Consider the following 26,538-nt stretch of genomic DNA (forward strand, 5'->3'; position numbering starts at 1 on the left):
ACTATCCATCTCAAATTATACAGTAAAGAAATTTCTGAATTTTAAACGTTTTGTTCATTCACCTCTACTGCAACACGAACTCCAGATTCAATCGCACCTTGTATCCATCCGTGATATAACGTTGTATGATCGCCGGCAAAGTATATTCTTCCCTCTGGTTTTACAATGACTGGCTGTAATTCAGATTCTTGACCAGCTTGAAAAAGAGCAAATCCTCCAAGTGCATATGGATCTAATGTCCAACTTTTTGATATTCCAGACAAGAACTCATCATATACTTGACCACCTAATATCGTTGCTAAGTTTTGTAATGTGTAATAAATTCGATCACCCTTTGATAACCCATCCCATAACAATGCATCATAAGACCATGTATAACTTCCTAACATCATAGCAGGTCCTTTCTCTCCAATTCCATGGCTTGGATAATAGGCGTAACGAATTGGCAAATCTGTTATAATTCTGCCACCTAATTGCCCCTGTTCCTCCCAAAATCGACTTTTAAATTGAATTCCTATTTTCGTCGCAGGCATATAATGTAATTCACGAATTGCTTTCCATTTTTCATGAGATATAGAATCAAATGGATCTACTTCCACAAAACGCATCGTCGAAAACGGAATGGTAACAATAACTAAATCTCCTGTTATACTACTATATTCAAAAGTTTCCTCGTCCCGATAGAAAGCTGTCACTCCATTATCGTGTTGATGTAGCTTCATGAGTTTTTGATTATATATAATATTTTCTTTTAATTGTGGCAAAAAAGACTTTGGTAATCTATCATTCCCACCTACTATTTCACAAAATCCGCTTTCTTCTTGCATAATATACAAAAAACGTAACGTCTCTACGAATGACCTTTCCAAAAATCCTTCTAAATCTAATAGAACACCAATCATTTCAATCGTTACTGGCGAAAAGTACGTATTATATTGATAAGGATAATACTTTAAAAATTGTCCTGTAGAGTATCTCCCAAAATCCTTTACTACAACATCCCAATTTTTCTCTGGGTTCTTTTTTATAAAATTTATAATGGGCTGTACCGCTAACAATAGTAGTTCCTCAGACGTTTTCCCCACTACATTCATTTCCACAGGATACTTTAATATACTTGGATCTTTTTCATATTGTTGTAATGTCGTTTTCCGACCATTTACGTAAATGATATCTGTCTCATTCCTATTAATAAAAGGGCTCACCTGTAGCCCAAACTTTTTTATATATACCATCGTTAAAGTGTGTGCATACGGAATTCTCATCGCTCCAACATCTAAATATAATCCGGTATCTTCCATTCTAACCGTCTCAATACGGCCACCTACCCGGTTGTTTGCTTCAAAAATCTTCACTTCATGTCCTGCAGCCTTTAATAAAGATGCTGAAACTAATCCAGCCATACCAGCCCCTACTACAATAATTTGTTTCGGACGTGCCGTCTTCTTCAATCCCTTATTTATAACTTGTAACATTTCATCCATCGCAGTGTTATACATTATATCTTTCTGCACAATTCCACCCCTCATTTCACCAAATGGGCATTAGTGGTTTAGTGCATTTTATTCATAAATCTCCATAAACATAACACCGTAGCAATTGAAATATTCACTAAAAGTACATAAGGAATAACTCTCACCTTTCTTCATGCTTCGTATAATATAGCAACTGCAAAAAAGGAGTGGTTAAAAATGAAACATACTTACGACTACCATGCTACAAAAAAGCATTTAGAATTAAAGAAACAAAATTTATGTAAAAAACTTAGCAATATGAAACTATCTGCAAAAGAACGTGAACAGATTAGACGTGAAATTGACAACTATGAATATATTTTAAACCTAGTCGAAATGAATCATTATGAGCGAGGGTTCTCTCGTTAAAAGTGAATATAGAATGTATCCAATTTCTATCCTTTTCGGCAAGAAGACTTCATCTGATTTGTGTTACGGGTGAAGCCCAACAATTCAGGTGGAGATGAATTGCCGTCAGCAGGTAGACGAAACAATTTTGTTTCTTTTGTCTTACGATATAACCTGCCCTAGATAAGGAGGGAATATATCGTAGGACAACGAAATTAGATAATGATAATCATAATCATTTGGATACTTGAACCAAAAGGAATTACGATGAAGACCATGTTCACATTTTGTTCCGTTCCAAATATTGATTTGTCAAAAGTAATTAACAATTACAAAATTTTTTCTTTCCTAAGAAAGAATTGTAATGAACTCTTTGAGAAAGGTGGTGAAAACAATGGCTAGAAAGAAAGCAGTGAAAGTATTACGGAAACAAAAGAAAAGAGAAACTATGCAACGATTCACGCAGAAACAGAATATCGGACGAGCTTGCCTCACAGCTAAAGAATTTCGTTTACTGCAGCGTATGTCGCATAGTTCAAAAGTGTTGCGAAATGTTGGATTGTACACGATGAAACAAAGTTATTTGAACAATAACAGGATGGCTACTGTAAAAGAAGTGGATACTGCTATGCAAGCCGATATAAACTACTGGGGTGTTCAATCAAACTCTGTTCAAGCGATTCGTAGAGCCTTATTTACAGAAGTGAAGAGCTTTTTTAAAGCGTTGGAACAGTGGAAGAAAAATCCTGAAAAGTTCACAGGTCGTCCTAAGTTTCCGAATTATTCTCGTTCCACTGACAAAAGAATTATTGAAATCTATCAAGTGCCAAAAGTGGATGGGAACGGATATTGGATCATTCCGATGAGTGTTGCATTCAGAAAAAAATTCGGTTCCATTAAAATACGTATGCCAAAAAATTTAAGAAACAAAAAAATCTCCTACATTGAGATTGTACCGAAGCAAAAAGGTCGGTTCTTTGAGGTGCATTACACATATGAGATGCACGTTTCTCAAATGAAGAAACCATCCACGACTACGAGTAACGCTTTGAGTTGCGATTTAGGTGTAGATAGATTAGTAAGTTGCGTGGCAAATACAGGTGATGCCTTCTTAATTAATGGAAAAAAATTGAAATCTATTAACCGATACTTCAACAAAATGATACGTAATCTACAACTAAAAAATGTGGAAAATGGACTTTCAAAACGCGTTGTAACGAACAAAATGGCTGAATTATGGCATAAACGAGAACGACAAATAAATGGTTACATTTCACAAACGGTAGGCCTGTTGTTCAAAAAAGTGAAAGAATTCGATATAGATACGATTGTCGTAGGGTATAACACTGGTTGGAAACAAAAATCTGATATGGGAAAAAAGAATAATCAAAAGTTTGTTCAAATCCCGTTTCATAAACTGCTTGCGGCAATTGAGAATAAATGCATAAAAGAAGGTATACGATTTTTAAAACAAGAAGAAAGCTATACTTCTAAAGCTAGTTTTCTGGATAAAGATAGGGTTCCAGTTTGGTCTAAGAATGATAAGACGCATTATCGCTTTAGTGGCAAACGAATCACGCGTGGCCTGTACCAAAGTAAATCAGGGAAATGTATTCACGCTGATATTAATGGTGCATTGAATACATTGGAAAAATCAAAAGTTGTAGAATTGGAAGAGAATCTTAAAGTGAAAACGCCGATTCTATTAGAAGTACAAAAACGTAAGGCTGTTGCTTTGCGCATAGCTTAGTGGGTGCGTCAACCATCCATGTGTACTCGACTTGTCGGGGCTTGTAGCACACGCCGGATTCATCTGAGTGGTGGCTTCTTCCATAAGGAAGAACCGCTCTTTTTCGAAAGGGCGGTGCAAGTGGGAAAACAATCGTTCGTTGCCAGTACCAACGAAAAACATACTTGGGGTGTTACCGTCAGGTGGCATGAATGCTAGAGCGTCAACTGTCTAGTGATAGACGAAAAGACCTAGCATTCAAACTCAAGCCCCCCACTGAAACGTTTTATCTCAGTGGGGGTAGTTGACTTTGAGCATTTCATTACGCATTTTTCGTAAGTAAATATATAATAGGATGTACATTAAGATTGAGAGGTATATTCTATGATCAAATTAAGTGTGTTAGATCAATCACCTATTTCAGATGGTAGCACAGCAGCCCAAGCTTTTTCACATACAGTTACGCTTGCACAAGAAGTTGAAAAACTCGGGTTTACACGTTTTTGGGTATCCGAACACCATAATTCTGTTAGCCTAGCTGGTTCAAGCCCAGAAATACTTATTTCTCATATTGCAGCGAAAACGGAGCATATTAGAGTTGGTTCGGGTGGTGTTATGTTACCGCATTATAGCCCATATAAAGTTGCGGAGAATTTCCGCGTTTTAGAAGCTCTTTATCCAAATCGTATCGACCTCGGTGTTGGTAGAGCACCTGGTGGTATGCCCATAGCAACTCGCGCACTTCAAGAGGGAAAAATGGTCTCGCTTGATCAATACCCAGAGCAAATTGCAGATGTTGCAATGTACTTACATGATCAAGTACCAGAAAATCATCATTATGCAAATTTAAAGGCTACTCCAGTTATTCCAACATCTCCTGAAATGTGGATGCTTGGTTCTAGCGGAGAAAGTGCTAAAATCGCAGCAAACAATGGAGCCTCTTTTGCATTTGCACAATTTATTAATGGCTTCGGAGGTCCGGAAGTTATGAGGGCTTATCAAGAACAATTCCAACCTTCCTATTTAGGAGATAAACCAAAATCAATTGTCGCTATTTTTGTTATATGCGGAGAAACAAATGAGGAAGCGGAAAGAATTGCTTCTAGTTTAGATTTATCAATCTTATTACTAGAGCAAGGAAAACGAACGACTGGTACCCCTTCTATCGAGACTGCTCAAAATTATTCATACAGTGCTTATGATTTATTCCGCATTAAAGAAAATCGCCAACGTATGATCATCGGTAATCCGTCTTCTGTGAAAGAACAAATAGTAAACTTAAGTAAAGCGTACAATACTGATGAATTTATGATTGTCACGATTACTCATCAATTTGAACATAAATTACAATCTTATCGCTTACTAGCAAATGCTTTTAATTTATAATAGTAAAAGGGAGATACATCACCTACGATGCATCTCCCTTTCTTACTACTTATTGTTATCGCTTTCTATATATTCAATAGCTTCTCTTAATAATTCATCAAAATGATTAGGATAATCATGATTTAAGTTAGGTACAACTTTATACTTATGCTCTATATTGTTATCCCTTAATAATTGTACAAATTGCTGTGTACATTCGAAACAATCTTCATCTTGATCACCGCATACTATATATCCCTTTATATGTTTATCTTGCAATACTCCCAACAACTCATTCCATTCTTCAATCTCCGGAAGCCACGGTGCCATAAAAATAAAACCATCCACTGCTATATCTTTTTGTAAAATGGTATATAAAGCTACTCTTGCCCCAGCAGAAAAACCACCAATTATTACATTTTCTACTGAATGCTTCTCTATAAATTTATTGTAGTGCTCTTTTAATTCTCCTCTCCCTCTCTCTATATCATCCCAAACAAACCCATCTGAAAACTGAATTTGCGAAGACTGTGGTAAAGCTAACGTATAATCTTGTGTCAAAACAGATTTCCAATATGGTTCTATTATTCCTATATTTTCTTGATCACCGTGCATTGCAATGAATAGATTCTCCTTTTTCTTGCTGTCTACATATTTCACGTCTGCTCGTTCCGTTTGCTTTGCTAATTCTTCTCTTTCTTTACATAATTGAACCATTGTATGGAATTCTTCAAATTTATGTAGTGGTTTTAAATCATCGTCGGAAATTAAATACTCATTTTCATACCAAAACCCATTGTCTATAATGGCCTCTCTCATTAAATGTAATGCTTCTTTTTCTAGTCCTGCTGCACTTGCGAGCGCATACTTAAAATTATATATTTGTGCCTCATTACCTACTACATCTGTAGCATGTTCCATTATATAAGTGTATGCTTCAAAACTTCCTTCATTTGTATAACAACGTAACGTTTCATTTAATAACTGAATATAACTCATACTATTTTTCATATTGTAATTCCCCCAAAACTTTTTATCCCGCATTAACGGGCAGTAAGACCCCCACCTCAAAATTCAGCGAAAGCGAAGAAGTTAGGTAGGGGGCGAGCTACCCGTAAAATCCCGATTGATGAAGGCTAATAATCAGTGGGGGATGGACAATCCCCCCACTGATTAAAGTTTCACTTTATACTCTTTATTTATCGAACTTCTATCCCATTGTGTGGTCGTTGTATATAACTCACGCTAACAATACTTTATCCTCAGAGCGCTACTTAATAATTACTTCTCCTAGTCCAATATGTTTAGTATAAAGTTAAATAAACTGAAAAATCAATATTTTAAAAGAAAAAAAAGACAACAATATATTTATTGTTGTTTTCATTATATCTATCCGCTCTTTTGTTTTTTTCTATCTGGCTTACTTGAAACTAAATAATGTTTTTCTGAAATATATAAGTCTCTTTTTAATATACGATTTAAATAAGGCCCTAGTTTAACTCCGCATATGAGGCGATCTTCGCTATCTTCAACAATTGGGAACATTTCTTTTTCTGTTACGTATTGATCTACCGCCTTTTGTACGATATCAATTTCTTTAACTAGGTTTAAGTTTTCTTCTGTATGTTCAAATACCTCAAGCGTTTCCTTCGTAATAAGAAAAACATTTGTTGGAAATACGGGTAAATACGGCTTTAACAAATCATAGTTTACTGTATAATCATCATTTACTAATACTGTATAAACGATATTAGCATTCGTTTCTAGAAATTTGGCCATCGCTTGTTCTAGTTCATCTTTCGTAATTTCCCGCTCTTCTTTTCCAGTTCTGAAAAAACGAAACATTGCATCGCCTCCTTTTTACTATATTATAGCATAAAAGAAAACTGAAAAATCATAAAAGAAAAAACCATTAAAAGAATTTTTAAATGGTTTTTTCTTTATATATTTATCGTTATTTTAAGAATGCACTTAGCATCCACACATGCTGTTCTAATGTCGTATGAATTGCTAATAGCATATCAGCTGATGTTTCATCACCTGCTTCACCAGCAACTTCCATACCTTCTTTTAATTCTTGAATAAGTGCAGAGTAATCATTCACTAATGTTTGCACCATTTCTTCTGCTGATTCTTTGCTTGTCCCTTCGCTGACACTAGATGTAGCAAGATATTCTTTCATTGTCGCTAACGGTTTACCTTCTAACGCTAAAATACGTTCTGCTAACTCATCAATATACGTTCCGGCTTCATTATAAAACTCTTCAAATTTCTCATGTAATGTAAAGAAGTGTGGTCCTGTCACATACCAGTGATAATTATGTAGTTTCACATATAACACATTCCAGTTCGCTACCTGCTTGTTTAATACTTCAACAACATTTGTTTTCGTACTCATACAATCCACTCCTCTTATCTTTTAATAATCCTATTACATTTTACCATACTTTTCCTATCCTTTCGAACGAACGGCTCATATGTAACAAAGTTTTAACACCTATAATATTTCCCTAATGTCATTTAATTCATGTACTTTTTCAACTACTTCATATGTCTAATTAGCCTAGCTCGTACATATGCATAATAGTAAGTCAAGCTCATCATAGTAGAAAGAGGGGTTATATGGACAATCAACAATGGCAAGTAGCAAAGAAAGTTGCTGCTACTTATATCGGAACTGTCGTTGGAGCTGGATTTGCTACTGGACGAGAAATTGTTGAGTTTTTTACAGTGAACGGATTATATGGAACGATTGGCATATGTATAAGTGGATTTTTTTTTATTTGGCTCGGCACGAAGATGATGTTACTCTCATCACAAATCGGTGCTTTTTCAGCTCAAGAATTTAACAAATATTTATTTGGGGATGTATTCGGAAATGTTGTAAATACTCTATTATTACTCGTATTATTTGGTGTAACGAGCGTTATGTTATCAGGTGCTGGAGCGGTATTTGAAGAGCAACTTCGGTTACCTAGACAACTTGGTATTTTCATTACAGTGATTGCCTGTCTCATTATAGGTAGCCGCGGATTACAAGGGGTTTTTGAAGTAAATACACTTGTCGTACCTATTATGATGATTTTTATTATCGGACTTGCTATTACAACCTTTTTTCACAGTACAACTCCTATTAGTAACACTATTCCCGCAGAAAGCTGGAATATGAAGTGGATTACTAGTCCTATTACATATGTCGCCTTAAACCTTTCTCTCGCCCAAAGCGTTCTCGTCCCATTAGCCAGTGAAGTAAAAGATCGAAAGGCCATTTTATGGGGCGGTATTTTAGGTGGTGCAGGACTTTCTTTAATTTTATTATGCAGCCATTTAGCTATCTTATCAGTCGACCAATTTTATCAATATAACATCCCGATGGCTGAAGTCATAAGAAAATTCAATGCAACTTTTCACTTTTTCTTTGTTCTTATCATTTTCGGTGAAGTGTTCACAACTTTAGTTGGCAATGTGTTCGGAATGACAAAACAAATGCAATCTATCACTGGATGGAAAAATAATAATATTATTATTTTCATTTTATTAATTAGTTATTGCTTTAGTTACATCGGTTACAGTGAATTACTCCATATTCTATATCCTATAATCGGATGGGTAAGCATCATCTTACTTCCAATCATTGCTTTTAAACAACTTCAAAAAACATAAAAAAGCAGCCATGTTATTGGATGCTTTTTTATGTTCATTCACAATCATCACATACTTCCCAATACGGCCCCATTTCCAATGCTAAATGTGGCTTTAATTGCAACCGAATCATTCGACTAGGCATACGCTCTAAAACGAATTGAATGCCTTCTTCATCTTCGTCTAATTCAACTTTTGAAATCGCAATTCTTTGCATAGTAGAAATAGGAATTCCATCTTTATATAAAGTGATTTTCACCTCATCATATTCATTAAAATACAATTCAACGCTCATTTCATTTTTCAACATTTCATCAACAATTTCATATTTATCATTTTGTTCCTGGATTATATATTTCCAGCCGCCTCTAGCTTCTTCCTTTGGAGCTGCTTGAAATAATGTCATCAAATCCTCGTATAGCATAAGATAACCCCTCTCTTACTAAAAAACGATGAGTATTTTATATACCCTTTATCTCTATCACTATCCATATGTATTGTACCATATATCAACGTTCTTACCGTATTCATTTGCTTCGTCAACCTACACAAAACACCTAATTCTATCCTCATCATTATGTATATTACCCATATTTTCCTAAAGGTTTCAAATATCGTTAACCTTTAGTGCATGAAAATTCTGCTCCCCCATTTTTTATTGGCTTATAGACCATCTTTTCCTTGATAGTAAGACCGCCACAAATAAAAAAGAAAAGAAGAGTGATTTATATCACTCTTCTTAAAAGAATTTCCCTGTAGCAGCTAATGCTAATACTATTATTAAGATTGTAAATAATAACGATACAATGAAACTAAAAATAGGTAATACTTTTTTTTCATTCCTCTTAAATAATAACTTTAAACTAAGAAGAATGTTTACTGGAACAAGTATAAAATAAAAATATTTAACAATTTGCACTGAGCTATTCGAAAGTGATTTTAATATAAACACTTCAATTAGAAAAACAATAAAAAATGAAATACTTAACCAAAATGAGACATAACTAAGCCAAGAATGTCTTTTTGTCCCCCAATACACTCCCATAACAATCTCCTTTATTTGTATTCTATATGATTATAATTATACACAAAGTTAACAAATACCTCTATTTTTCGACAAACATTATACAAAATACACCTTTAAATATCATAGAGATACTCTCCATCTCCATTTGATTTTACATAATAAAACAGACTATCTCAATAGCATACTGCTATTTTGGGAGACAGTCTGTTCTCTGTTAAACTTTAAATCTTTCAATTAATACTTGTAACTCTTCAGCCATTTGAGATAATGTGCCCGCTGCAGAACCAATCTCCTCCATCGAAGCTAATTGTTCTTCAGCTGAAGCCGCAACATTTTGTGTACTCGTCGCATTATTCTGTGCTGTCATTGCAATTTGACCTACAGAAATAGATACTTCATTTGCACCATTTGACATCCCATTTGCCGTTTCAACCATCGTTTTAATTTGATCAGCAATTTCATTTGTAGATTGTAAAATCTCAGCAAAGTTTTGCTTTGTTTCATTTGCGATAACAAGTCCAGATTGAACTTCTTCGTTTACATGATTCATAGATTTTACTGTCTTACTCATGTCATCTTGAATTTCACATATCAATTTACTAATTTCACTGGAAGATACACTAGACTGCTCTGCCAATTTGCGTACTTCATCTGCAACGATTGCAAATCCTCTTCCATGCTCACCAGCTCTTGCAGCTTCAATTGCCGCATTTAAAGCTAGAAGATTTGTTTGATCTGCAATATTTTGGATTACTTCTAATATGTCACCAATTTGCTTTGATTTATTATTTAATAACTGTATAACTGCATCTGATTGTGATACAGATTCTGCAATATACTGCATTTGATTTACTGTTTTTCCTACTAGTTTCCCACCATCTTCTGCTTTTTCACGAGTATGAGTAGAAGATGTATTAATAGATGTTGAACTATTTGCTACAAGCTGAATCCCTTCTGTTACATCAAACAGTAACATAGCACCCTTTTCTACGCTTGTTGTTTGTGTCGTTGCCCCACTTGATATTTCATCCATGGCCATTGTAATTTGTTCAGTCGCTTCACTTGCTTGTCTTACACTTGCAGTTAGCTCTTCTGATGCTGCTGCAACATGCCCAGCCGAAGTGTTAATCCTTCCAATTAACGTTCGCAATGCATCTGTCATCTCATTAAATCCTTTTGCAAGTTGACCAATTTCATCATTAGAATGAATTTCAATTGTTTGTGTTAAATCTCCTTCACTTATTTCTTTAGAAGTGACAACTAATCTCTTTAAAGGATTCGTAATAGAAAGTGTCACAAAATAAATAAGTGTTCCCCCTACTACTAATGCAATCAGCATAACAATTAACATATTATATAATACAGGCTGAGCAGCTTCAATTACTTCATTAGAGTACATCGTCCCACCGATTTTCCAACCTGTTTTTACATTTGTAGCAAATACCATTTTCTTTTCACTATCGCCATAAGAATATGAAAATGCACCGTGATTATCTTCATAAATTTTCTTTGCCCAAGAATCCGCCGCTTTATCTCCAGAGTTTTCTTGAGGATGAGCGATTATTTTTTGTTTTCCATCTAAAATGAAAGCATATCCTTTTTTACCAATATTGATTAATTTTGTTGTTTTTAATAAATTATCTAAGCTTAAATCTAATGCAACAACACCGTTTTTATCCTCTGTTTGTTTTGCAATTGTTACGACAATATGTCCATTTCCTTTTGCCTTATACGGCTCAGTAATAACAATACCACCTTGTTTTGCAACTGCATCTTTATACCAAGAACGCTCTGTTGGGTCATAGTCTGCTGCCATTTGTATATTTGGTTCTTGCACAAATTTCTTATCATTTCCGGCAACATATACTTGTTCAACATCTTTATTCAAATTAATATATTGAGATAATATTTTCCTTAATTCATCTTGATTATCTCCCTGATACATATTACTTTGAATCATGCGTGCAAAATTATTTACATCATTAAATTTTTCTTCAATCATTTGATTGATTAAATTATCTAATATTTTTATGTTGTCCTGAGCACTTCTCGTAATTTGCGATTCAAAATTCTTTTTAGCTGTTTGATAAGACATGCCCCCAATAATAGAGACTGCTGCGATTAAAATTACAAAAAATGAAATTAATAGCTTTTTTGCTACTTTCATATCACGAAACCAATTTAATAGTTTACCCATTCTGCTCCTCCTACTTTTCAATATTTAAATTGTGTTAATTGTGAATTTCCCCTATTCCCTAATTACTATTTTCATAACCTATTATGATGAATACTTTGTAAAGTTTAAACAATTAATTTCTCTTTGTCCATATATACAGATAATATTATTATAAAATTTACATACAAAAAAAACCAAAGGGGCACCCTTTGGTTTTTCACAATTTTTTATGCTGTTTAGAAATCTTCTTCCACTTATCACGTTCTGCTCTTGCAAGAATAGCATCTTGTTTTCTTATAAAATACGCCAGTTCTCTTTGCAATTTTTTATAGCTTTGCAAACGATCTATCGTAATACGTCCATCATCAATTGCATTATGCACTGCGCACCCTGGTTCATTCGCATGTTTACAATCCCGGAAACGGCATGTGTTTGCTAGTTCTTCAATATCAGAAAATGTTGTTTGAATTGCATCGCTTCCTTCCCAAAGCTGCAACTCCCTCATGCCAGGCGTATCAATGACTAAGCCCCCACTAGGTAGTTGGAACAACTCACGATGAGTTGTCGTATGCCTCCCTTTACTGTCTTCCTCACGTATATCTCCCGTTTTCGCTACATCAATTCCTATTAGCGCATTTAACAAAGTAGATTTCCCTACCCCTGATGATCCTACTAAAGCAATTGTTTTTCCTGGAGAAACGAATTGTTTCAACGAATCAATGCCTGCATTCTCTAAACTATCAACGACGAAAATAGGAACACCAATTGCAACAGCTTCCGTTTCTACAATTTTTTGTTCCACATCTTCACATAAACTACTTTTTGTTAAAACAATAACAGGCATTGCACCACTTTCATACGCTAATAATAAATAACGCTCCATTCTTCTTACGTTAAAATCATGGTTAAGTGCATTTACTAAAAATAGATAATCTACATTTGCTGCTATAATCTGTTCTTCCGTTCGATTACCAGCTTCTTGTCTTGAAAAGGAGCTTCTTCGCAGAAAAACACGATGAATAGTCGCTTTCTTTTCATTCTCTATTTTCTTTATATATACCCAATCACCAACTGCTGGGTAATCTCCCTTCGTTAACGCTTCATGACGAAACTTTCCAGACAGTTCTGCCATATATTCACCATCGTTACAAATTATGCGATATATATGCTTGTGCTCAAGTAAAATACGACCTACTTCAAAGTTCTCTACAGCTTGTTCTTCAAAAAAAGAATCCCAGCCGAACGATTCTAAAATATTTTGATTCAAATGAATATCCTCCCTAGTTTAAACTAAGTGGAAGGATTGCGCGCTACCTTACTGAATATCGCCCTTTCCATCCACCTTTGTATTTGGTTTATTATTCATATAAGTTATTTTCGCCATAATACATCACCCCGTTCTTATTTTAATTACTCTCATTATATGGAATATCCTTATAAAAAGCCACCTTATTTGACGTAATTTTCAAACAACTTATTTTTCGGCATTTTAAATTGCCACGATGACTAATGTCATCTTCTAGCACATGAACTCCTTTCTGCGGTCATTTTATTGTAGAAACTCTTCATATAATAAAATGAGATACATCTGAATTTTCCGTTATAATTAAATCGAATAAGGGGCATCCCCCAAACAAACTTTCTCAATATGGTTATATGAAATATTAAAAGGAATCAATATGTAAAAATCGAATCTTATTCACTAAAAGGAGTGGATTCGATGGAAATGTATCAATGGCTAACCGCTGTTCTCGTTGGTGGCATTACTGGCTTCGTTTCCCATCTAATCAATAACCAAGGTAAGTTATTGCTTCCACGCCGTTTGAAAACTTTTTTTCATTTTGGTTTTTTAACCGATATTTTTACCGGCTGCCTAGCTGCACTTCTCGGACTCGTTTTATTCGATGCCACCTTAATAAAAGAAATAATAAAGGTGTCCATTGTAACTGCTATTTCCGGTCAAACGTTTTTACTTCATCAGGCTCTTGGTGGTGAGCAGGCTAAAAATACGCAAATTGGGAAAGCTGATGAGAAGATTCAGGAAATTGACAAACTATTACGACGTTAATCTATACTTTCTTTAAAAATTATTGTTATAATGAAAAATAAATATTTTCTATTGCGTCGTTTGTCAGAAGAAAGGGTGTTTCGTATGACAAAAAAGAAAATAGAAGATTTCTTAACAAACTCCGAAAAAGAGGAACTGCTAGAAAACTATAAATGTTTACGAGAAGCCCGCACAAAAAGCGAAGCTAACTATTTTGGTGAAGCAATAGACCATCTATTAAATACAGTAAAAAAGCGAATTATTGAAGAAACAGGAATACATGATGAAAATGCAGCAACTGTACAATCAAAGAGAAAAGCACTGTTTTAGTTACATTAGCTAAAACAGTGCTTTTTATTTACAAGGATTTTCACCATAAACATTTTTCACATTACTTTCACATCTATTTCACAAATACTTGTACTTCAAAATGATAAACTAAGTACATCCTTTTCCAAGGAACGACATGCCGATATATAAATCCCTATCTCTATAGGGATTTTTTATTTATTCGCGATTTTTGTTGTAACTCCCCTCCAATTGAACTGACCCTTTCTTCTAATCGCTACGTTCATAAAATACTTCAATTAATATTTTTATACTATATGCTGTTTATATAGTATAAAAAGGAAGATTAGCATTTGTTCCTACTCTTCTAATATCGATTCAATCTGTTTCATGTCCTGTTCATTCAATGAAACATCCACCGCTCTTACACTTTCTCTTATTTGCTCTGCCCGCTTTCCTCCAGGAATAACAGTATCAATTCCTTGTTTGTTTAATAACCACGCTAAAGCTAAATGCGATACTTCGATATTCTTTTCTTCAGCTAAACCTTTTAACTTTTCCACTTTCTTAAAATTATTCTTATATGTATTTTCTTCAAATAAATTTACACTTTGGCGCCAATCACCTTCGTTCAATTTAAAATCTTCTGTATATTTACCGCCTAGTATTCCAAAAGCAAGAGGTCCATACGGAATAAATGAAATACCAGCTTCTATACAATACGGTAAAAGTTCCTCCTCAGCAGTACGATCTAACATGTTGTAAGGCGATTGTACTACATCTATATAACCATCTTGATTCGCTTCTTTTAATTGTTCTATGTTTACGTTTGATATTCCAATTGAACGAATTTTCCCTTCTTCTTTTAGACGAATGAGCTCTCCAATTGAATCTATGTAACTTGTTTCAGAATTTGTAAAGTGTAAATAATATAAATCAATATAGTCAGTCTGTAATCTTCTTAAACTATTTTCCACAGCATTTCTTAAATAACTTGGTTCATTATTAATATACGTTTCTCCATTTAATAACGGCTGAATTCCACCTTTTGTAGCAAGTACAAACTCATGGCGATTTCTTTTCAATACCTGGCCTACTAATTCTTCTGATCTACCAAAACCGTATGAATCCGCTGTATCAAAAAATGTAATTCCTTGCTGAATAGCTTCTTTTATTAATCGTTTTCCTTCTTCCTCATTCACATCAGCATATAAATTATGTCCCCCCACAGCATTCGTTCCTAACCCCAACTTAGAAATATTTAGTCCTGCCTTTTGCAATTTTGTATACTTCATTTTTTCTCCCCCTTTATTTCTATTGTTCGAATATATTCGAACAATAGAAATATACCATTTTATATGTTATAGTGCAAATAACTTAACTTATACAAGCAGGTGAAAAAATGCGTACACTCTATCATCCAAATCGAGAAGAAATTCAATTCTCTTCTGTCTTATATGCACTTAGTGATCAAATTCGTTTACAAATTGTAAATATGTTACTAGAGAAAAATGAACAATCTTGTGGCTCCTTAAACATTCCTATCGCCAAGTCAACTTTATCTCACCATTTTAAAGTTTTACGTGAGTCAGGTGTTATGTATACGCGTCTCGAAGGAACACAACGTTTTATTTCAATTCGTGAAGAAGATTTAAATGCTAGATTCCCTGGTTTGTTACAAGTTGTATTACATGCGACAGAGCCATACTAAAAAACCTCTCATATTCATACGAGAGGTTTTTTAGTAATTGCTATTCTTTTAATAAATCTATTAATCCATTTCCTTCAGATGTACGCTCATACCCTAAAGGTACGGTTCTTTTTATTAGTTGTGCATATATTTCTGGCTCTGATAACTTTCTACCATATTCTCTCTCGCACTGCTTAATAAGAAGTGCTAATGCTCCAGCAATATGTGGTGTCGCCATTGAAGTTCCACTTAATACAGCATATTTCCCCTCTGGATACGTAGATAATATTTCATCACCTGGCGCTACTAAATCAATTTCTTGATTTGAATTACTAAAACAAGAAATTTTCCGCTCTAAATTGACTGCACCAACTTCAATTACCTCAGAGTAAGCACCTGGGAAGTCAAGTTCCTCTGTGTCATCATCACAATCCCCATTATTTCCAGCAGCACATACAACGAGTACATCTTGCCTTACCGCATTTTGAATTGCTTCATGTAATTCCGGAACGTCTTGCGGACCACCAAGTGACATTGAAATGATTCTCACTCTCTCTTTATTCGGCCCTCTCCAATTTACAGCATAATGAATAGCCTCAATAATTTGCTCATAACTTCCAGAACCATCTCCCGCTAAAACTTTTAATACTAACATTTTAGCAAGTGGTGCCACTCCTAATACGCCAACACCATTTTCAGTCGCTGCAATCGTCCCAGCTACATGAGTACCGTGTCCGTTATTATCAAGATAAGTATTTGGATCACCTTCATAATCTTTCGTGAAATTTTTCCCACCTATAATACGATCTTTTAAATCTATATGGTTAATATCACACCCTGTATCTAAAACGGCAATGACAATATCTTGTCCTTTCGCGCTCTTCTCCCATACTTGTGGAGCGTGAATCAGTTGTACACCTGGTGGAATTTCATTTACTTGTTCAACAACCTTGTTTACGGTAAATGGAATCAAATGTATACCTTTTTGTTTATTCGCCGTACTACTGTTCATCGTAATCCCTCCTGAAAATGTATTATTTTCATTTCAGACCACTTTGGAATAGGTTTAAATGTAACATTCGTTTTATCCGTTCTCTTCTCCTTCATTTCAAATATTTCTCAATATAACTTACTAACTTTTTATTTCTCTTGTAATTCAACTACTAACAAAAATAAAAGGACCAATTTATGGTCCTTTCATAGTCTTTTAAAAGAATAAAATTTAATCTTTTAAAATAATATAAATGAAGACTAAACCTCACTCTTATTTAAAAATTTCTCTATTTCTTTTATTACATGTTTCGCTCCATCTATACTAACAGTAATGCTTCCATTTGCTAATGATATGTTCTGGTCTGAAACATCACCTGTTATTTGACACGCATTGTAAGGTTGATATTTTTGTAAAATGACTTTGTCTTCTTCTACAAAAATTTCAAGTGGTGATTTGATTTGTATCCCTAATACATCTCGTAATTCTTTAGGAATAACAATTCTTCCTAGTTCGTCTACTTTTCGAATAACTCCTGTTGCTTTCATATTACTCCCCCCTTACTCTCTATTAATTTTTCCACCTCGCTATTTCCATTTTATCACCATTTGGTAATCCTTGTCTCTTTTTATAAATTTTTGTACTCAAGTTAAAAACACACATTTAACGCATACGTAATCTCTCTTTCAATTGTTTTAAGTAACGAGATCTTATAATTAAAAAGTATACAACTTGGATTCCTATGAAAATACTTAATACAATCGCATTTTCTTTAAACAATGAGTACTCAAACATCTGCCCTAGCGCAGTTAACGCTACTGCTCCATGTAATGTTGCAACACCTATTGGAACGAAGAATAAAAGTGCTAAACGGATTGTAACTACTTTCGATAATTCCCCGCCCGTTAATCCCACTTTTCGAATCATTTCGAACAAGCGAGTATCGTCCTCTAAATCGGAGAATAACCGAAAGTAAAGAAAGCTTCCTGCACAAACGAAAAATACAATTCCGATAAAGAAACCTACGAATAAAATAGGTCCTGCGATTTGTAAACTTTGGTTTTGTTCGTATTCTTCTGCACTAAACGTTGCATGTTCTTCATAAGGCTTCATCTGATGCGTAAGTTCTTTACCAACCTCAATTTCATCTCTTGTTCCTTCTGTTTTGTACACATAATCTCTTTCCTCTTTAAATCCATCTTGTAATGCATCATACTGATTGTTAGAGATTACATAAACGTTTCCTCTTAGTATTTTACTTAATGAAGAAGTATTAACTTTTTTAACTTTTAAAGATTCATTCATATTTGGTAATGCAATTTCATTTCTTTCTTTCATCGGAGGTCCTGGTATATCGACTGACAAAAATAAAGCTTCTTTATTTGATATCGTATTAATGGTTTCTCCTGTTAACTTTGCATATTCCTTATAGTCTGATTCCTTTATAAAGGTGGCGCTTCTTAACGACTGCTCCTCCGTTTTTTTCGTCGAAATATTCGTTTTTGAAGCTACTATATTATATTTCTTTAATCCTTCGTCAATCATTTGTATATGCTGTGATTCATTACTATTTCCTTGCTTAGAATGATAGTGAAACGCAATTGGTCTCTCCATAATCTCCTTTGTCATTGATGTAAAGCCAACTAATGTACCTATTGCTGAAAATGCTACAGTTGAAATAATCGTCACAATAAAGAACATTCTTGCATTATCTCTCATCCGGTACGCTAAATCTGATAAAGTAATAATATTTGTCTGTGTCCAATAGAAACGTTTACTTTTTTTACATAGTCGAATAATAAATACGCTCAACTGCTTGTACAGCAAATATGTGCCAATGATGACTACCGTTGTTACTGGAATCATCATGAAAAATACCATCGCACCGTGTGACATAAGCGCTCCTGTATATCCCGCACTAAGCAGTATGACTGCTAATATAGAAGAAATAATGGATGCTTTCGGTTCCGGCTTCGCTTCTGCTGACCCTCTAAACAATTTCATAATTTTATTTTTCCGAATCATTCCTGCACTAAACAATGAAATGATCATAAATAATACGAAAAACATTATACTCGTCACAACAATGGCTTTCATTGGTATGTAATAGGATAAGGAAATATCTAACTTTAATATCATCGGGGCTACAAATATTAATATTCCGGAAAATAACATTCCTGCAAGAATTCCAAAAATAATTGCCCCTATCCCAATCATAATATTTTCAAAAAAGATAAGACGCTTTAATTGATATTTTGTCATACCTAACATCATTAATATTCCTAGTTCACGCTTTCTCGTTTTTAAAAACATTCCCATTGAATATAAAATAAAGAAGAATGTAAATAAGTAAATAATAGACTGTGCAAAAGACATACTTACGAATACGTACTGCCCCAATTCTCCTGCACTTAATGCCGGATGAAACGCAAAAAATGAATACACAAAAAAGGCCATAATAGCAAATGCGCTACTCAAAAAATAGGCTGAGTATGTCCGTCTATTTCGCGTTACATTCCGATATGCTAGTTCTCTAATGTTCATATTACTTCTCCGCCCTTCTACTAACTATGCTTTTATAGTAGTAAAGTACGGAAATACCTTCCATCGATTCAAATGACAAAAACCTTACATTATTGAAAGGTTTAAAAAATTGCTTATACGTTGCACTTTCATTATAATGACTACATTCATATTCATACACGCATCCTATTGTATATTCGTTAGTTTTGCGAAATAATAAAGGATATAAGTATGTATCAATATATACATAAAAATTTTTTACAGCTTTAATATGAATAGGAGGAAAATATAATGACATTACAAGAACAGATTATGAAAGCATTACATGTTCAGCCTGTAATTGATCCGAAAGTAGAAATTCGTAAACGTATTGATTTCTTAAAAGATTATGTAAAAAAAACAGGTGCGAAAGGATTTGTACTTGGAATTAGTGGTGGACAAGACTCTACATTAGCAGGACGCTTAGCACAGCTTGCAGTTGAAGAAATTCGTAAGGAAGGTGGTAATGCAACGTTTATCGCTGTTCGCCTTCCTTACAAAGTGCAAAAAGATGAAGATGATGCACAATTAGCATTACAATTTATTCAAGCTGATCAATCAACTGCATTTGATATTGCTTCAACAGTTGATGCCTTTTCAAATCAATACGAAAACTTATTAGGTGAATCATTAACTGATTTCAATAAGGGTAACGTGAAAGCACGTATCCGTATGGTTACACAATATGCAATCGGTGGACAACACGGCCTACTTGTTATCGGAACGGATCATGCTGCAGAAGCTGTAACAGGATTCTTCACAAAATTCGGAGATGGTGGTGCAGATTTATTACCATTAACAGGATTAACGAAGCGCCAAGGACGTGCTCTATTACAAGAATTAGGTGCAGACGAGCGACTTTACTTAAAAATGCCAACTGCTGATTTATTAGATGAAAAACCAGGTCAAGCTGATGAAACAGAGTTAGGTATTACATATGATCAATTAGATGACTATTTAGAAGGTAAATCAGTTCCAGCTGACGTTGCTGAAAAAATCGAGAAGCGTTACACTGTGAGCGAACATAAAAGACATGTACCAGCGTCAATGTTTGATGATTGGTGGAAATAGAGCATAAAAAAGAAGCTAATCTCTTTTAGCTTCTTTTTTATGTTTTAACGATATACCCCGATTCTTTTCTCCAGTAAATCCTGTAAGCAATCTTCATGTTGTTTATTGAACAACGGGGGCATTTCGTCTAACGGGAAAAACTTCAAATCCAACGTTTCATCACCGTCTACTTTTTTCTCTCCTCCAACAATTGAGCATGTAAAGAATATCACAATTGACTGGGCTCTGTCTCCATTTGGATATGTTTGAAAATATTTTGTATACACCCCGATAAGCTCATTTATTTCTACATCATAACCTGTTTCTTCTTTTATTTCTCGAATCGCAGTTTCTGCGGCAGATTCTCCGATTTCCATTGCACCACCAGGAAACCCCCAAGCATTAAAGTCTCCTCTTTTTTGCAGTAATACTTCTCCCTCTTTATTAAATACACAACCACCCGCAAAGTTTAAAAAAACATAATCATGCCCTACTTTTTTACGTAATTCTTTTATATAATTAGCCATCCTCTTCCCCATTTCATACATCTTTTATCGCTACTTCTTATCTTTTTCAAGCAATTCAATAATTCGATCTAGCTTCTGGTTCATATTCATCACATGCTGTTTCTTTGCGGCGTTGTTTTGCAATAATCTTTTTATAAACAAAGTAAATGATAGGAAAAACAAAACGATAAGTCCAATTACAAAACAAGTATATATCAATGTAAACATATTATTCTCGAACAAATTCATTTAGATTCCACATCCTTCCACTTTTATTTTATCACATAATTCTGTTTTTTGAAGTAATGCATAATAAAAGAGCATCTTTTACAGATGCTCTTTTTCATTCCTTAATACGTAAATGTAATTGTCGCTAATGAATAACCTGCCATTGCACTATAAGGCGCCACTTGATAAGATACACGCTTGGCACCTTTTGGCCAATTTATCTCATTTAACACTTTCTTTATATCTTGCATTGTTCCATCCATAGACTGCTTATATCGTACTTCTACCTTTTCTGGCTTGGAAGAGAATTGTTGCTGTAATTTTTTCTTAAATTCACTGTAATTTTCTGCCCCATATTGTGCAGACAAATATATTAAATTTGTTTCTTTTAACATTTGTTCATATGCAGCAGTTTTTGAACTACCAGCTTTTATTTTGTTTGTTAATTCACTAAAGTAACTTGTAGTTGCTGCTGGATATTTACTACGATCCCATTCATGATCTTTACTTAATTGCTCATCAGACATATTAAAATATGAATATGTTACGTGCCCAGCTTTATCAGGTACTGGATCATCGAATGTCGTATCAAGGTGGTACCACTTGTTTTCAATGTTCACTAAATTCCAGGCGTGAGCTTGTCCATTTCCTGTACCTGTTACAATATGATTTTGAATACCCGCTTCTTTTAGTAACTCATATGTTAATAATGCATATCCTTGACAAACGGCAGAACGATTCGCTAATGCTTCATATGCTGTATATGCTTGATAAGAAGTATCATAGGATACATGTTTCACAACATAATCATGAATAGCTTTCACTTTTTCATGTTCATCCATGCCTTGTTTAATGATAGAATTTACAATTGATTTCACCTGAGACTTTACATACTGTGTTTGTTCTTTTGATTCACGATATTTCACTTGTAATGTAAATGTATAATTCCCAGGCCTCCCTTTTATAGAATATTTAGTAGACTCTACATTATATTTCACATACTCATCGGCATCTACAATTTTATTATATTCTTTGTATAATTGGTCCATAACATCTCTAGCATTTCTATCTTTTGTTTTATATACGATTGTAATATTTTCGTCTCGATTATCAATATGTTTTTTTAATTCTTTGCGAAAACCTTCTAACTGCTTAGCATCTGATTGTGTAGTCACTGCAGTCGATGTAGTTACCGCATAAGATACAGACGACGCGTGTAAGCCACCCATTACAATTGTTGAACAAAGTGCGGCAACTGTCACATACTTACTTGTCTTTCCCATCTTGTCACCCCTTACATTCTATAACTATACGAAAAAGCATCGTATAGTTTCAGAGTATACAATATTTTTTAAAATAGGTCATATGAGATTATGCATATTTAACATTTTAAAAATGGTTGTTCTTTTAGAAAAAGAACAACCATTTTTTTAGCAAGTTTGTAACACACAGCATGTATTTTCAAAACATCGATTTTTTAAATCTTCATTTCCAATACAGAAATATAGCATTCCTAATTCTCCCCAAACCATATTACAATTTTTATGATCTGAATCGATTTGGAATAACAGTGTCATTTGCTGTGGATCTATCCCCATATATTCTCCTGTCTCATGTAATACTTCCTCTTGTACAGAGAATGGCTCACCAAACACTTGATGATTATCATAGTTGTCTGGGATTAGCTCTTCAAGTAATTGCAAGAAACGATCTGAATCTGCCTCATCTTCAATGAAAAGCTCTGGTAATTTATACGTCAGTTCAAAAGTAATTGCGCATTGTATATATTTCGCTTGCGTTTCATCTGCTCTTCGTAATTGCTCTACAGGTATATCATAATAAAGTACACGCCCAGCTTTAAGTGGATCCACATCTTCTTCAAAGTAATTTTCAATACTAAAGAAATATAACATTCCTGTCTTAGGAAGATTATGATCCATACCAACGTTTTGCAAATCACTTAAATTAAATTGCGCGACAAAATGTAACGGATTTCCTTTATACATTGGATATTCAAATGAATCCGGTAAATCAGGAACTCCCCCCATTTTCGAACTACCTATCGCTATTGTTTCCTGCTGATTCGGCACAACTTTTATACAAGGAAATACAGTATTAATAAGTTCCTCTTTTAAATGTGTCAGTCCATATTTATCAATTAATACTTCAATTTTCTTTTCCATAAATTCTCCTTACATTTCTATACTTATTTGTATCATAGCACAAAGATTATACTCCATTCATCGTAAAACCAACAAGCCTTCAAAAAACGGGCTCATCCTTCATACGCGAACAAGTTTAAAAAAGCATAGTATACATTGTTCCTACAAACACGATAGTTCATTATTTCTTCCAGTACATTTTCCCCTCGTTCATTTCATTTTTAATTTAAGGAGGAATTCCACATGGGTTACGGATATAGTTGCGGCGGTTACGGCGGTGGTTACGGTTACGGCGGTAGTTGCGGTGGTTGTGGTTATGGAGGTTTCGCTTTATTAATCGTTTTATTTATCCTTCTAATCATCATCGGAGCTAGCTGTTGGGGCGGCGGATTCGGCTGCTAGTAAAATTAAAAACTATTGAAAAAAGCACGTACAATACGTGCTTTTTTTCCATTTTCAAATTTTCCATCTGAAAGGAAGTATGTTTAATGAAGATTGATGGTGTTTTTGAAGGAGGCGGTGTACGCGGAATTGCACATGTAGGGGCAATTTGCGCGTTAGCTGAAAAAGGTTATGAATGGGAGCGCGTAGCAGGGACATCAGCTGGTGCAATTATCGCAGCGCTTGTAGCTGCAGGCTATTCTTGTTCAGAGTTAAAAACCATTATAACTGATATTGATTATAACAAATTTACGAAAAAAACTTTTATTGACAGAATTCCATTTATCGGAAAAGGACTAAGCGCTTGGTCTACTCTAGGTATTTATTCTAATGTATTTTTAGAAGAATGGCTCGAAGAATTACTTCGAAAAAAAGGAGTTCATTTATTTACAGATTTACCTGATCTAAACAAACTTAAAATTATCGCTTCGGATATAAGCAACGGTAAAATGGTTGTCTTTCCAGATGACTTACCAAGCTACGGATTTTTAAATTATCGCTTCTCTATCGCTAAAGCTGTAAGAATGAGTAGTACAATCCCTTACTTCTTTGAACCAGTAAAATGGAGAACTCCAAAATGGAAGCAACCTTGTTATATGGTAGATGGAGGCATTTTAAGCAATTATCCAATTTGGATTTTCGACTCACCTACCTCGCCTCGCTGGCCTACCTTTGGATTTCATTTTGTAAAAGATGAGATTCAAGCTGACCCTGCCCACTATGAAGAACCTATTTCCATGTTCAAAGGACTATTTAAAACAATGATGCAAGCTCATGATTTACGTCATTTAGATAAGGAATCAAAAGCAAGAACAATCACAATTCCAACAGGAGCTATTACAAGTACAAATTTTGAGTTAACAAAAGAAGAAAAAGAATGGCTTTACAATTCTGGTTATAATGCTGCTAATAAGTTTTTAGAATCTTGGAACTTCAGACAATATGTTGATGAATATAGAGACGGAAACCAGGATCGCAAAACAAAGCGGTATTTCCGTCAACTTGACTCATAATACTATTATTTTTCATACGTAAACACGTAACGCTTTCAAAAAAAATAAGCCTAGTAATATCATATATTACTAGGCTTATTTACCTCCTATATAATTATTATACGTTTCTTAAGGATACGTTAACCCCTCAGCTTCCTCCGCAGTAATAACAGTGTATCGATTTCCCGTTCTTAATCCTAACAATTCTGCTTTTTCAATTGCTTCCTGCTTCGTATCCGCATAAGCAGCTAAATATTTATCCCCATTGATAATTTGGCAAATTACATATTGTTTCATTATTTTCTCCTCTTACTTTTTCATTAGTTGTGCAAGCTTTTTTATACCTATTTCAATTTCTTCTAACGTTGCGTATGAATATGATAGGCGCAAAAATTGGTTTGCACTTCTATCATACAAAGTACCTGGATTTAATAAAATCTTTTCTTTCAAAGCTTTGTCAAATAAACTACGATTTGAAACTGGAACACTCATATGTAGCCAAATATAAAAACCACCTGCCGGTTCATACCATGTCGCTATTTCACTACAATACTTCTTTAACATACTCACCATAAAGTCCCTACGTTTTGTAAGCTCCCCTCTTACAAACTGTAAATGTTCTTCATACAATCCATCTTTAAACCACTCTGCGGCAATTTGCTGAGATATAGAACTCGATCCATAATCTGTTTGCATTTTTATGTCTGCCAATCTTTGAATGACTGGCTCAGGTCCAACAATCCATCCAATTCTTAATCCTGGACTAATTACTTTAGACATGCTTCCAATATGTAGTACGATTCCATTTTTATCATATGCTTTTAAAGGTTTCGAAATAGGGGTATCAAACCATAAGTCTTGATACACTGCGTCCTCTATAATAGGCAATCCAATTTCATTGCATATCTCCATCACTTCTGTCCGCTTCTTCGTATCCATGCTAAAATTCGTTGGATTATGAAAAGACGGGATTGTATATAAAATAGAGGCATTAAATTGCTTCTGATATTTCGCAATATATGACACATCTAGCCCACTCTCATCCATTGGCATTCCAATTAAACGTATTCCTGCTGATGGAAAAACATTGAGAGAGTATAAATATGATGGTTTTTCTAATAAAATGGATGCTCCTTTCGGAAGAAGCCCAATAGAAATAAGTTGAAGTGCTTGAATTGCTCCTGAAACAATCAATATAGAGTCAGGAGATACATATATGCCATGCCTTTTTAAATAATCCGCAATTTGCTTCCTTAAATTAAGATTACCTTTTGGCTGTTCATACCCAAGTATCACGTTTGATTTTAAAAGCTTATTCATTACTACTTTCATCTTTTTTTCGGGTAAAAGACTTGGCGCGAGCTCACCTGTTCCTAAACGAATTACATGCGGATAAAATTCAGCTTGATTAATCTCTTGAATAGCAGGCAGATTCGGATAATGAAGTCCTGTTTCTACATAAGACTGCCAATTAGGCGGGGGTGCGTATGTTGAAGCATTTTCATTATTATTTACAACAATTGTTCCTTTCCTGCCATTCCCTTCAATGTATCCCTTTGCGACTAGTTCATCAACAGCCATGACAATCGTACTTCGATTCACACCAAATGTGTGTGCCAAATCTCTTTGTGAAGGTAATTTCGTTCCAACAGTCCATTCTCCATTAACAATTTTTTCTTTTATATACGTTTCTATTTGTTTATACAAAGGAGTCGCTAGAGACGTATTCGGTTTCCAAACGAATCTTTCCATCATATCACCTTACATTCTTTTTGGTTGG

28 protein-coding genes and 1 pseudogene are annotated in these 26,538 nt (G+C 34.4%); 11 read left to right on the forward strand and 18 right to left on the reverse strand.

Going from position 1 to position 26,538, the window contains the following annotated elements:
• Nucleotides 1–41: 41 nt before the first annotated feature.
• Nucleotides 42–1,514: a flavin monoamine oxidase family protein gene (locus COC96_RS02855; protein WP_098267674.1), complete on the reverse strand. Its 1,473-nt coding sequence runs from the start codon at nt 1,512–1,514 to the stop codon at nt 42–44.
• A 177-nt stretch (nt 1,515–1,691) separates the two neighbouring features.
• Between COC96_RS02855 and COC96_RS02860 the strand changes: the two genes are divergently transcribed.
• The 4 genes and pseudogenes from COC96_RS02860 to COC96_RS02885 all read left to right on the forward strand — a co-directional run bounded on the left by COC96_RS02860 (nt 1,692) and on the right by COC96_RS02885 (nt 4,977).
• Nucleotides 1,692–1,883: a DUF3896 family protein gene (locus COC96_RS02860; RefSeq protein WP_098267675.1), complete on the forward strand. Its 192-nt coding sequence runs from the start codon at nt 1,692–1,694 to the stop codon at nt 1,881–1,883.
• Between the two features lie 239 nt (nt 1,884–2,122).
• Nucleotides 2,123–2,207: pseudogene (locus COC96_RS28660) on the forward strand (transposase); the annotation flags it as partial.
• A 49-nt stretch (nt 2,208–2,256) separates the two neighbouring features.
• Nucleotides 2,257–3,612, forward strand: coding sequence for an RNA-guided endonuclease TnpB family protein (locus COC96_RS02875; protein WP_098267677.1), 1,356 nt, complete (start codon nt 2,257–2,259; stop codon nt 3,610–3,612).
• 363 nt (nt 3,613–3,975) lie between these two features.
• Entirely contained in the window at nt 3,976–4,977 is a 1,002-nt protein-coding gene (locus tag COC96_RS02885; RefSeq protein WP_098267678.1) for an LLM class flavin-dependent oxidoreductase, read from the forward strand.
• A 45-nt stretch (nt 4,978–5,022) separates the two neighbouring features.
• Here the strand turns inward: COC96_RS02885 and COC96_RS02890 are convergent, their stop codons facing one another.
• The 3 genes from COC96_RS02890 to COC96_RS02900 form a co-directional block, all read right to left on the reverse strand.
• The gene (locus COC96_RS02890) at nt 5,023–5,967 is read right to left on the reverse strand and encodes an alpha/beta hydrolase (protein WP_098267679.1); all 945 of its coding nucleotides are present in this window, start codon (nt 5,965–5,967) and stop codon (nt 5,023–5,025) included.
• Nucleotides 5,968–6,345: 378 nt separating this feature from the next.
• Nucleotides 6,346–6,801, reverse strand: a complete 456-nt coding sequence (locus COC96_RS02895) for a DUF3939 domain-containing protein (protein WP_098267680.1) — start codon at nt 6,799–6,801, stop codon at nt 6,346–6,348.
• 109 nt (nt 6,802–6,910) lie between these two features.
• Nucleotides 6,911–7,354 carry a Dps family protein gene (locus COC96_RS02900; RefSeq protein ID WP_000105199.1) on the reverse strand — a complete coding sequence of 148 codons (444 nt, stop codon included), beginning with the start codon at nt 7,352–7,354 and terminating at the stop codon, nt 6,911–6,913.
• A gap of 224 nt (nt 7,355–7,578) precedes the next feature.
• Here COC96_RS02900 and COC96_RS02905 point away from each other — a divergent pair, with 224 nt between their 5' ends.
• Nucleotides 7,579–8,619 carry a YkvI family membrane protein gene (locus tag COC96_RS02905; protein ID WP_088230533.1) on the forward strand — a complete coding sequence of 347 codons (1,041 nt, stop codon included), beginning with the start codon at nt 7,579–7,581 and terminating at the stop codon, nt 8,617–8,619.
• Nucleotides 8,620–8,653: 34 nt separating this feature from the next.
• On the opposite strand, the gene COC96_RS02910 is transcribed toward COC96_RS02905, so the two are convergent.
• From COC96_RS02910 to rsgA, 4 genes are all read right to left on the reverse strand, one after another.
• Nucleotides 8,654–9,022: a DUF3979 family protein gene (locus COC96_RS02910; protein ID WP_088230534.1), complete on the reverse strand. Its 369-nt coding sequence runs from the start codon at nt 9,020–9,022 to the stop codon at nt 8,654–8,656.
• Nucleotides 9,023–9,337: 315 nt separating this feature from the next.
• Nucleotides 9,338–9,643, reverse strand: a complete 306-nt coding sequence (locus tag COC96_RS02915) for a hypothetical protein (protein ID WP_098267681.1) — start codon at nt 9,641–9,643, stop codon at nt 9,338–9,340.
• Between the two features lie 196 nt (nt 9,644–9,839).
• Nucleotides 9,840–11,822: a HAMP domain-containing methyl-accepting chemotaxis protein gene (locus tag COC96_RS02925; RefSeq protein WP_098768261.1), complete on the reverse strand. Its 1,983-nt coding sequence runs from the start codon at nt 11,820–11,822 to the stop codon at nt 9,840–9,842.
• A gap of 196 nt (nt 11,823–12,018) precedes the next feature.
• A complete protein-coding gene (gene rsgA, locus COC96_RS02930) occupies nt 12,019–13,068 on the reverse strand; it encodes a ribosome small subunit-dependent GTPase A (protein WP_098768262.1) in 1,050 nt (349 codons plus the stop codon).
• A gap of 453 nt (nt 13,069–13,521) precedes the next feature.
• Here rsgA and COC96_RS02935 point away from each other — a divergent pair, with 453 nt between their 5' ends.
• Nucleotides 13,522–13,869 carry a DUF4257 domain-containing protein gene (locus tag COC96_RS02935; RefSeq protein ID WP_002118502.1) on the forward strand — a complete coding sequence of 116 codons (348 nt, stop codon included), beginning with the start codon at nt 13,522–13,524 and terminating at the stop codon, nt 13,867–13,869.
• An 84-nt stretch (nt 13,870–13,953) separates the two neighbouring features.
• On the forward strand, nt 13,954–14,178 hold the full coding sequence (locus COC96_RS02940; RefSeq protein WP_141535979.1) for a hypothetical protein: 225 nt from the start codon (nt 13,954–13,956) through the stop codon (nt 14,176–14,178).
• Between the two features lie 317 nt (nt 14,179–14,495).
• Here COC96_RS02940 and COC96_RS02945 read toward each other — a convergent pair whose 3' ends face one another.
• A complete protein-coding gene (locus COC96_RS02945; RefSeq protein ID WP_098768263.1) occupies nt 14,496–15,431 on the reverse strand; it encodes an aldo/keto reductase in 936 nt (311 codons plus the stop codon).
• Between the two features lie 107 nt (nt 15,432–15,538).
• On the opposite strand from COC96_RS02945, the gene COC96_RS02950 reads away from it, so the two are divergent.
• Nucleotides 15,539–15,847 carry an ArsR/SmtB family transcription factor gene (locus tag COC96_RS02950; RefSeq protein WP_098662530.1) on the forward strand — a complete coding sequence of 103 codons (309 nt, stop codon included), beginning with the start codon at nt 15,539–15,541 and terminating at the stop codon, nt 15,845–15,847.
• Between the two features lie 40 nt (nt 15,848–15,887).
• Here COC96_RS02950 and COC96_RS02955 read toward each other — a convergent pair whose 3' ends face one another.
• The 3 genes from COC96_RS02955 to COC96_RS02965 all read right to left on the reverse strand — a co-directional run bounded on the left by COC96_RS02955 (nt 15,888) and on the right by COC96_RS02965 (nt 19,361).
• Complete coding sequence (locus COC96_RS02955) at nt 15,888–16,838, reverse strand: serine protease (protein WP_098267687.1); 951 nt, start codon at nt 16,836–16,838, stop codon at nt 15,888–15,890.
• A 239-nt stretch (nt 16,839–17,077) separates the two neighbouring features.
• Nucleotides 17,078–17,365 carry an AbrB/MazE/SpoVT family DNA-binding domain-containing protein gene (locus COC96_RS02960; protein WP_097906030.1) on the reverse strand — a complete coding sequence of 96 codons (288 nt, stop codon included), beginning with the start codon at nt 17,363–17,365 and terminating at the stop codon, nt 17,078–17,080.
• 115 nt (nt 17,366–17,480) lie between these two features.
• Nucleotides 17,481–19,361 (reverse strand): FtsX-like permease family protein, encoded by a 1,881-nt coding sequence (locus tag COC96_RS02965; RefSeq protein ID WP_098768264.1) that lies wholly within the window; start codon nt 19,359–19,361, stop codon nt 17,481–17,483.
• Between the two features lie 270 nt (nt 19,362–19,631).
• Here COC96_RS02965 and nadE point away from each other — a divergent pair, with 270 nt between their 5' ends.
• Complete coding sequence (gene nadE / locus COC96_RS02975; RefSeq protein WP_098267690.1) at nt 19,632–20,450, forward strand: ammonia-dependent NAD(+) synthetase; 819 nt, start codon at nt 19,632–19,634, stop codon at nt 20,448–20,450.
• A 44-nt stretch (nt 20,451–20,494) separates the two neighbouring features.
• Here nadE and COC96_RS02980 read toward each other — a convergent pair whose 3' ends face one another.
• The 4 genes from COC96_RS02980 to COC96_RS02995 all read right to left on the reverse strand — a co-directional run bounded on the left by COC96_RS02980 (nt 20,495) and on the right by COC96_RS02995 (nt 23,346).
• Nucleotides 20,495–20,956, reverse strand: a complete 462-nt coding sequence (locus COC96_RS02980) for an NUDIX hydrolase (RefSeq protein ID WP_098267691.1) — start codon at nt 20,954–20,956, stop codon at nt 20,495–20,497.
• Between the two features lie 30 nt (nt 20,957–20,986).
• On the reverse strand, nt 20,987–21,184 hold the full coding sequence (locus COC96_RS02985; RefSeq protein ID WP_098768266.1) for a DUF4083 domain-containing protein: 198 nt from the start codon (nt 21,182–21,184) through the stop codon (nt 20,987–20,989).
• Between the two features lie 101 nt (nt 21,185–21,285).
• Nucleotides 21,286–22,446: a transglutaminase domain-containing protein gene (locus COC96_RS02990; RefSeq protein ID WP_098267693.1), complete on the reverse strand. Its 1,161-nt coding sequence runs from the start codon at nt 22,444–22,446 to the stop codon at nt 21,286–21,288.
• 147 nt (nt 22,447–22,593) lie between these two features.
• Nucleotides 22,594–23,346, reverse strand: a complete 753-nt coding sequence (locus tag COC96_RS02995) for a YwqG family protein (RefSeq protein WP_098267694.1) — start codon at nt 23,344–23,346, stop codon at nt 22,594–22,596.
• A gap of 222 nt (nt 23,347–23,568) precedes the next feature.
• Here COC96_RS02995 and COC96_RS03000 point away from each other — a divergent pair, with 222 nt between their 5' ends.
• Together COC96_RS03000 and COC96_RS03005 are read left to right on the forward strand one after the other, a co-directional pair.
• Complete coding sequence (locus tag COC96_RS03000; protein ID WP_002118476.1) at nt 23,569–23,727, forward strand: YjcZ family sporulation protein; 159 nt, start codon at nt 23,569–23,571, stop codon at nt 23,725–23,727.
• Between the two features lie 86 nt (nt 23,728–23,813).
• Complete coding sequence (locus tag COC96_RS03005; protein WP_098267695.1) at nt 23,814–24,779, forward strand: patatin-like phospholipase family protein; 966 nt, start codon at nt 23,814–23,816, stop codon at nt 24,777–24,779.
• 108 nt (nt 24,780–24,887) lie between these two features.
• On the opposite strand, the gene COC96_RS03010 is transcribed toward COC96_RS03005, so the two are convergent.
• Nucleotides 24,888–25,055, reverse strand: coding sequence for a DUF3933 family protein (locus COC96_RS03010; protein WP_000816374.1), 168 nt, complete (start codon nt 25,053–25,055; stop codon nt 24,888–24,890).
• 12 nt (nt 25,056–25,067) lie between these two features.
• Nucleotides 25,068–26,510 carry an aminotransferase-like domain-containing protein gene (locus tag COC96_RS03015; protein WP_098768285.1) on the reverse strand — a complete coding sequence of 481 codons (1,443 nt, stop codon included), beginning with the start codon at nt 26,508–26,510 and terminating at the stop codon, nt 25,068–25,070.
• Between the last annotated feature and the right edge of the window lie 28 nt (nt 26,511–26,538).

It is taken from the genome of Bacillus cereus (assembly GCF_002577405.1).
GTDB lineage: Bacteria > Bacillota > Bacilli > Bacillales > Bacillaceae_G > Bacillus_A > Bacillus_A cereus_AU.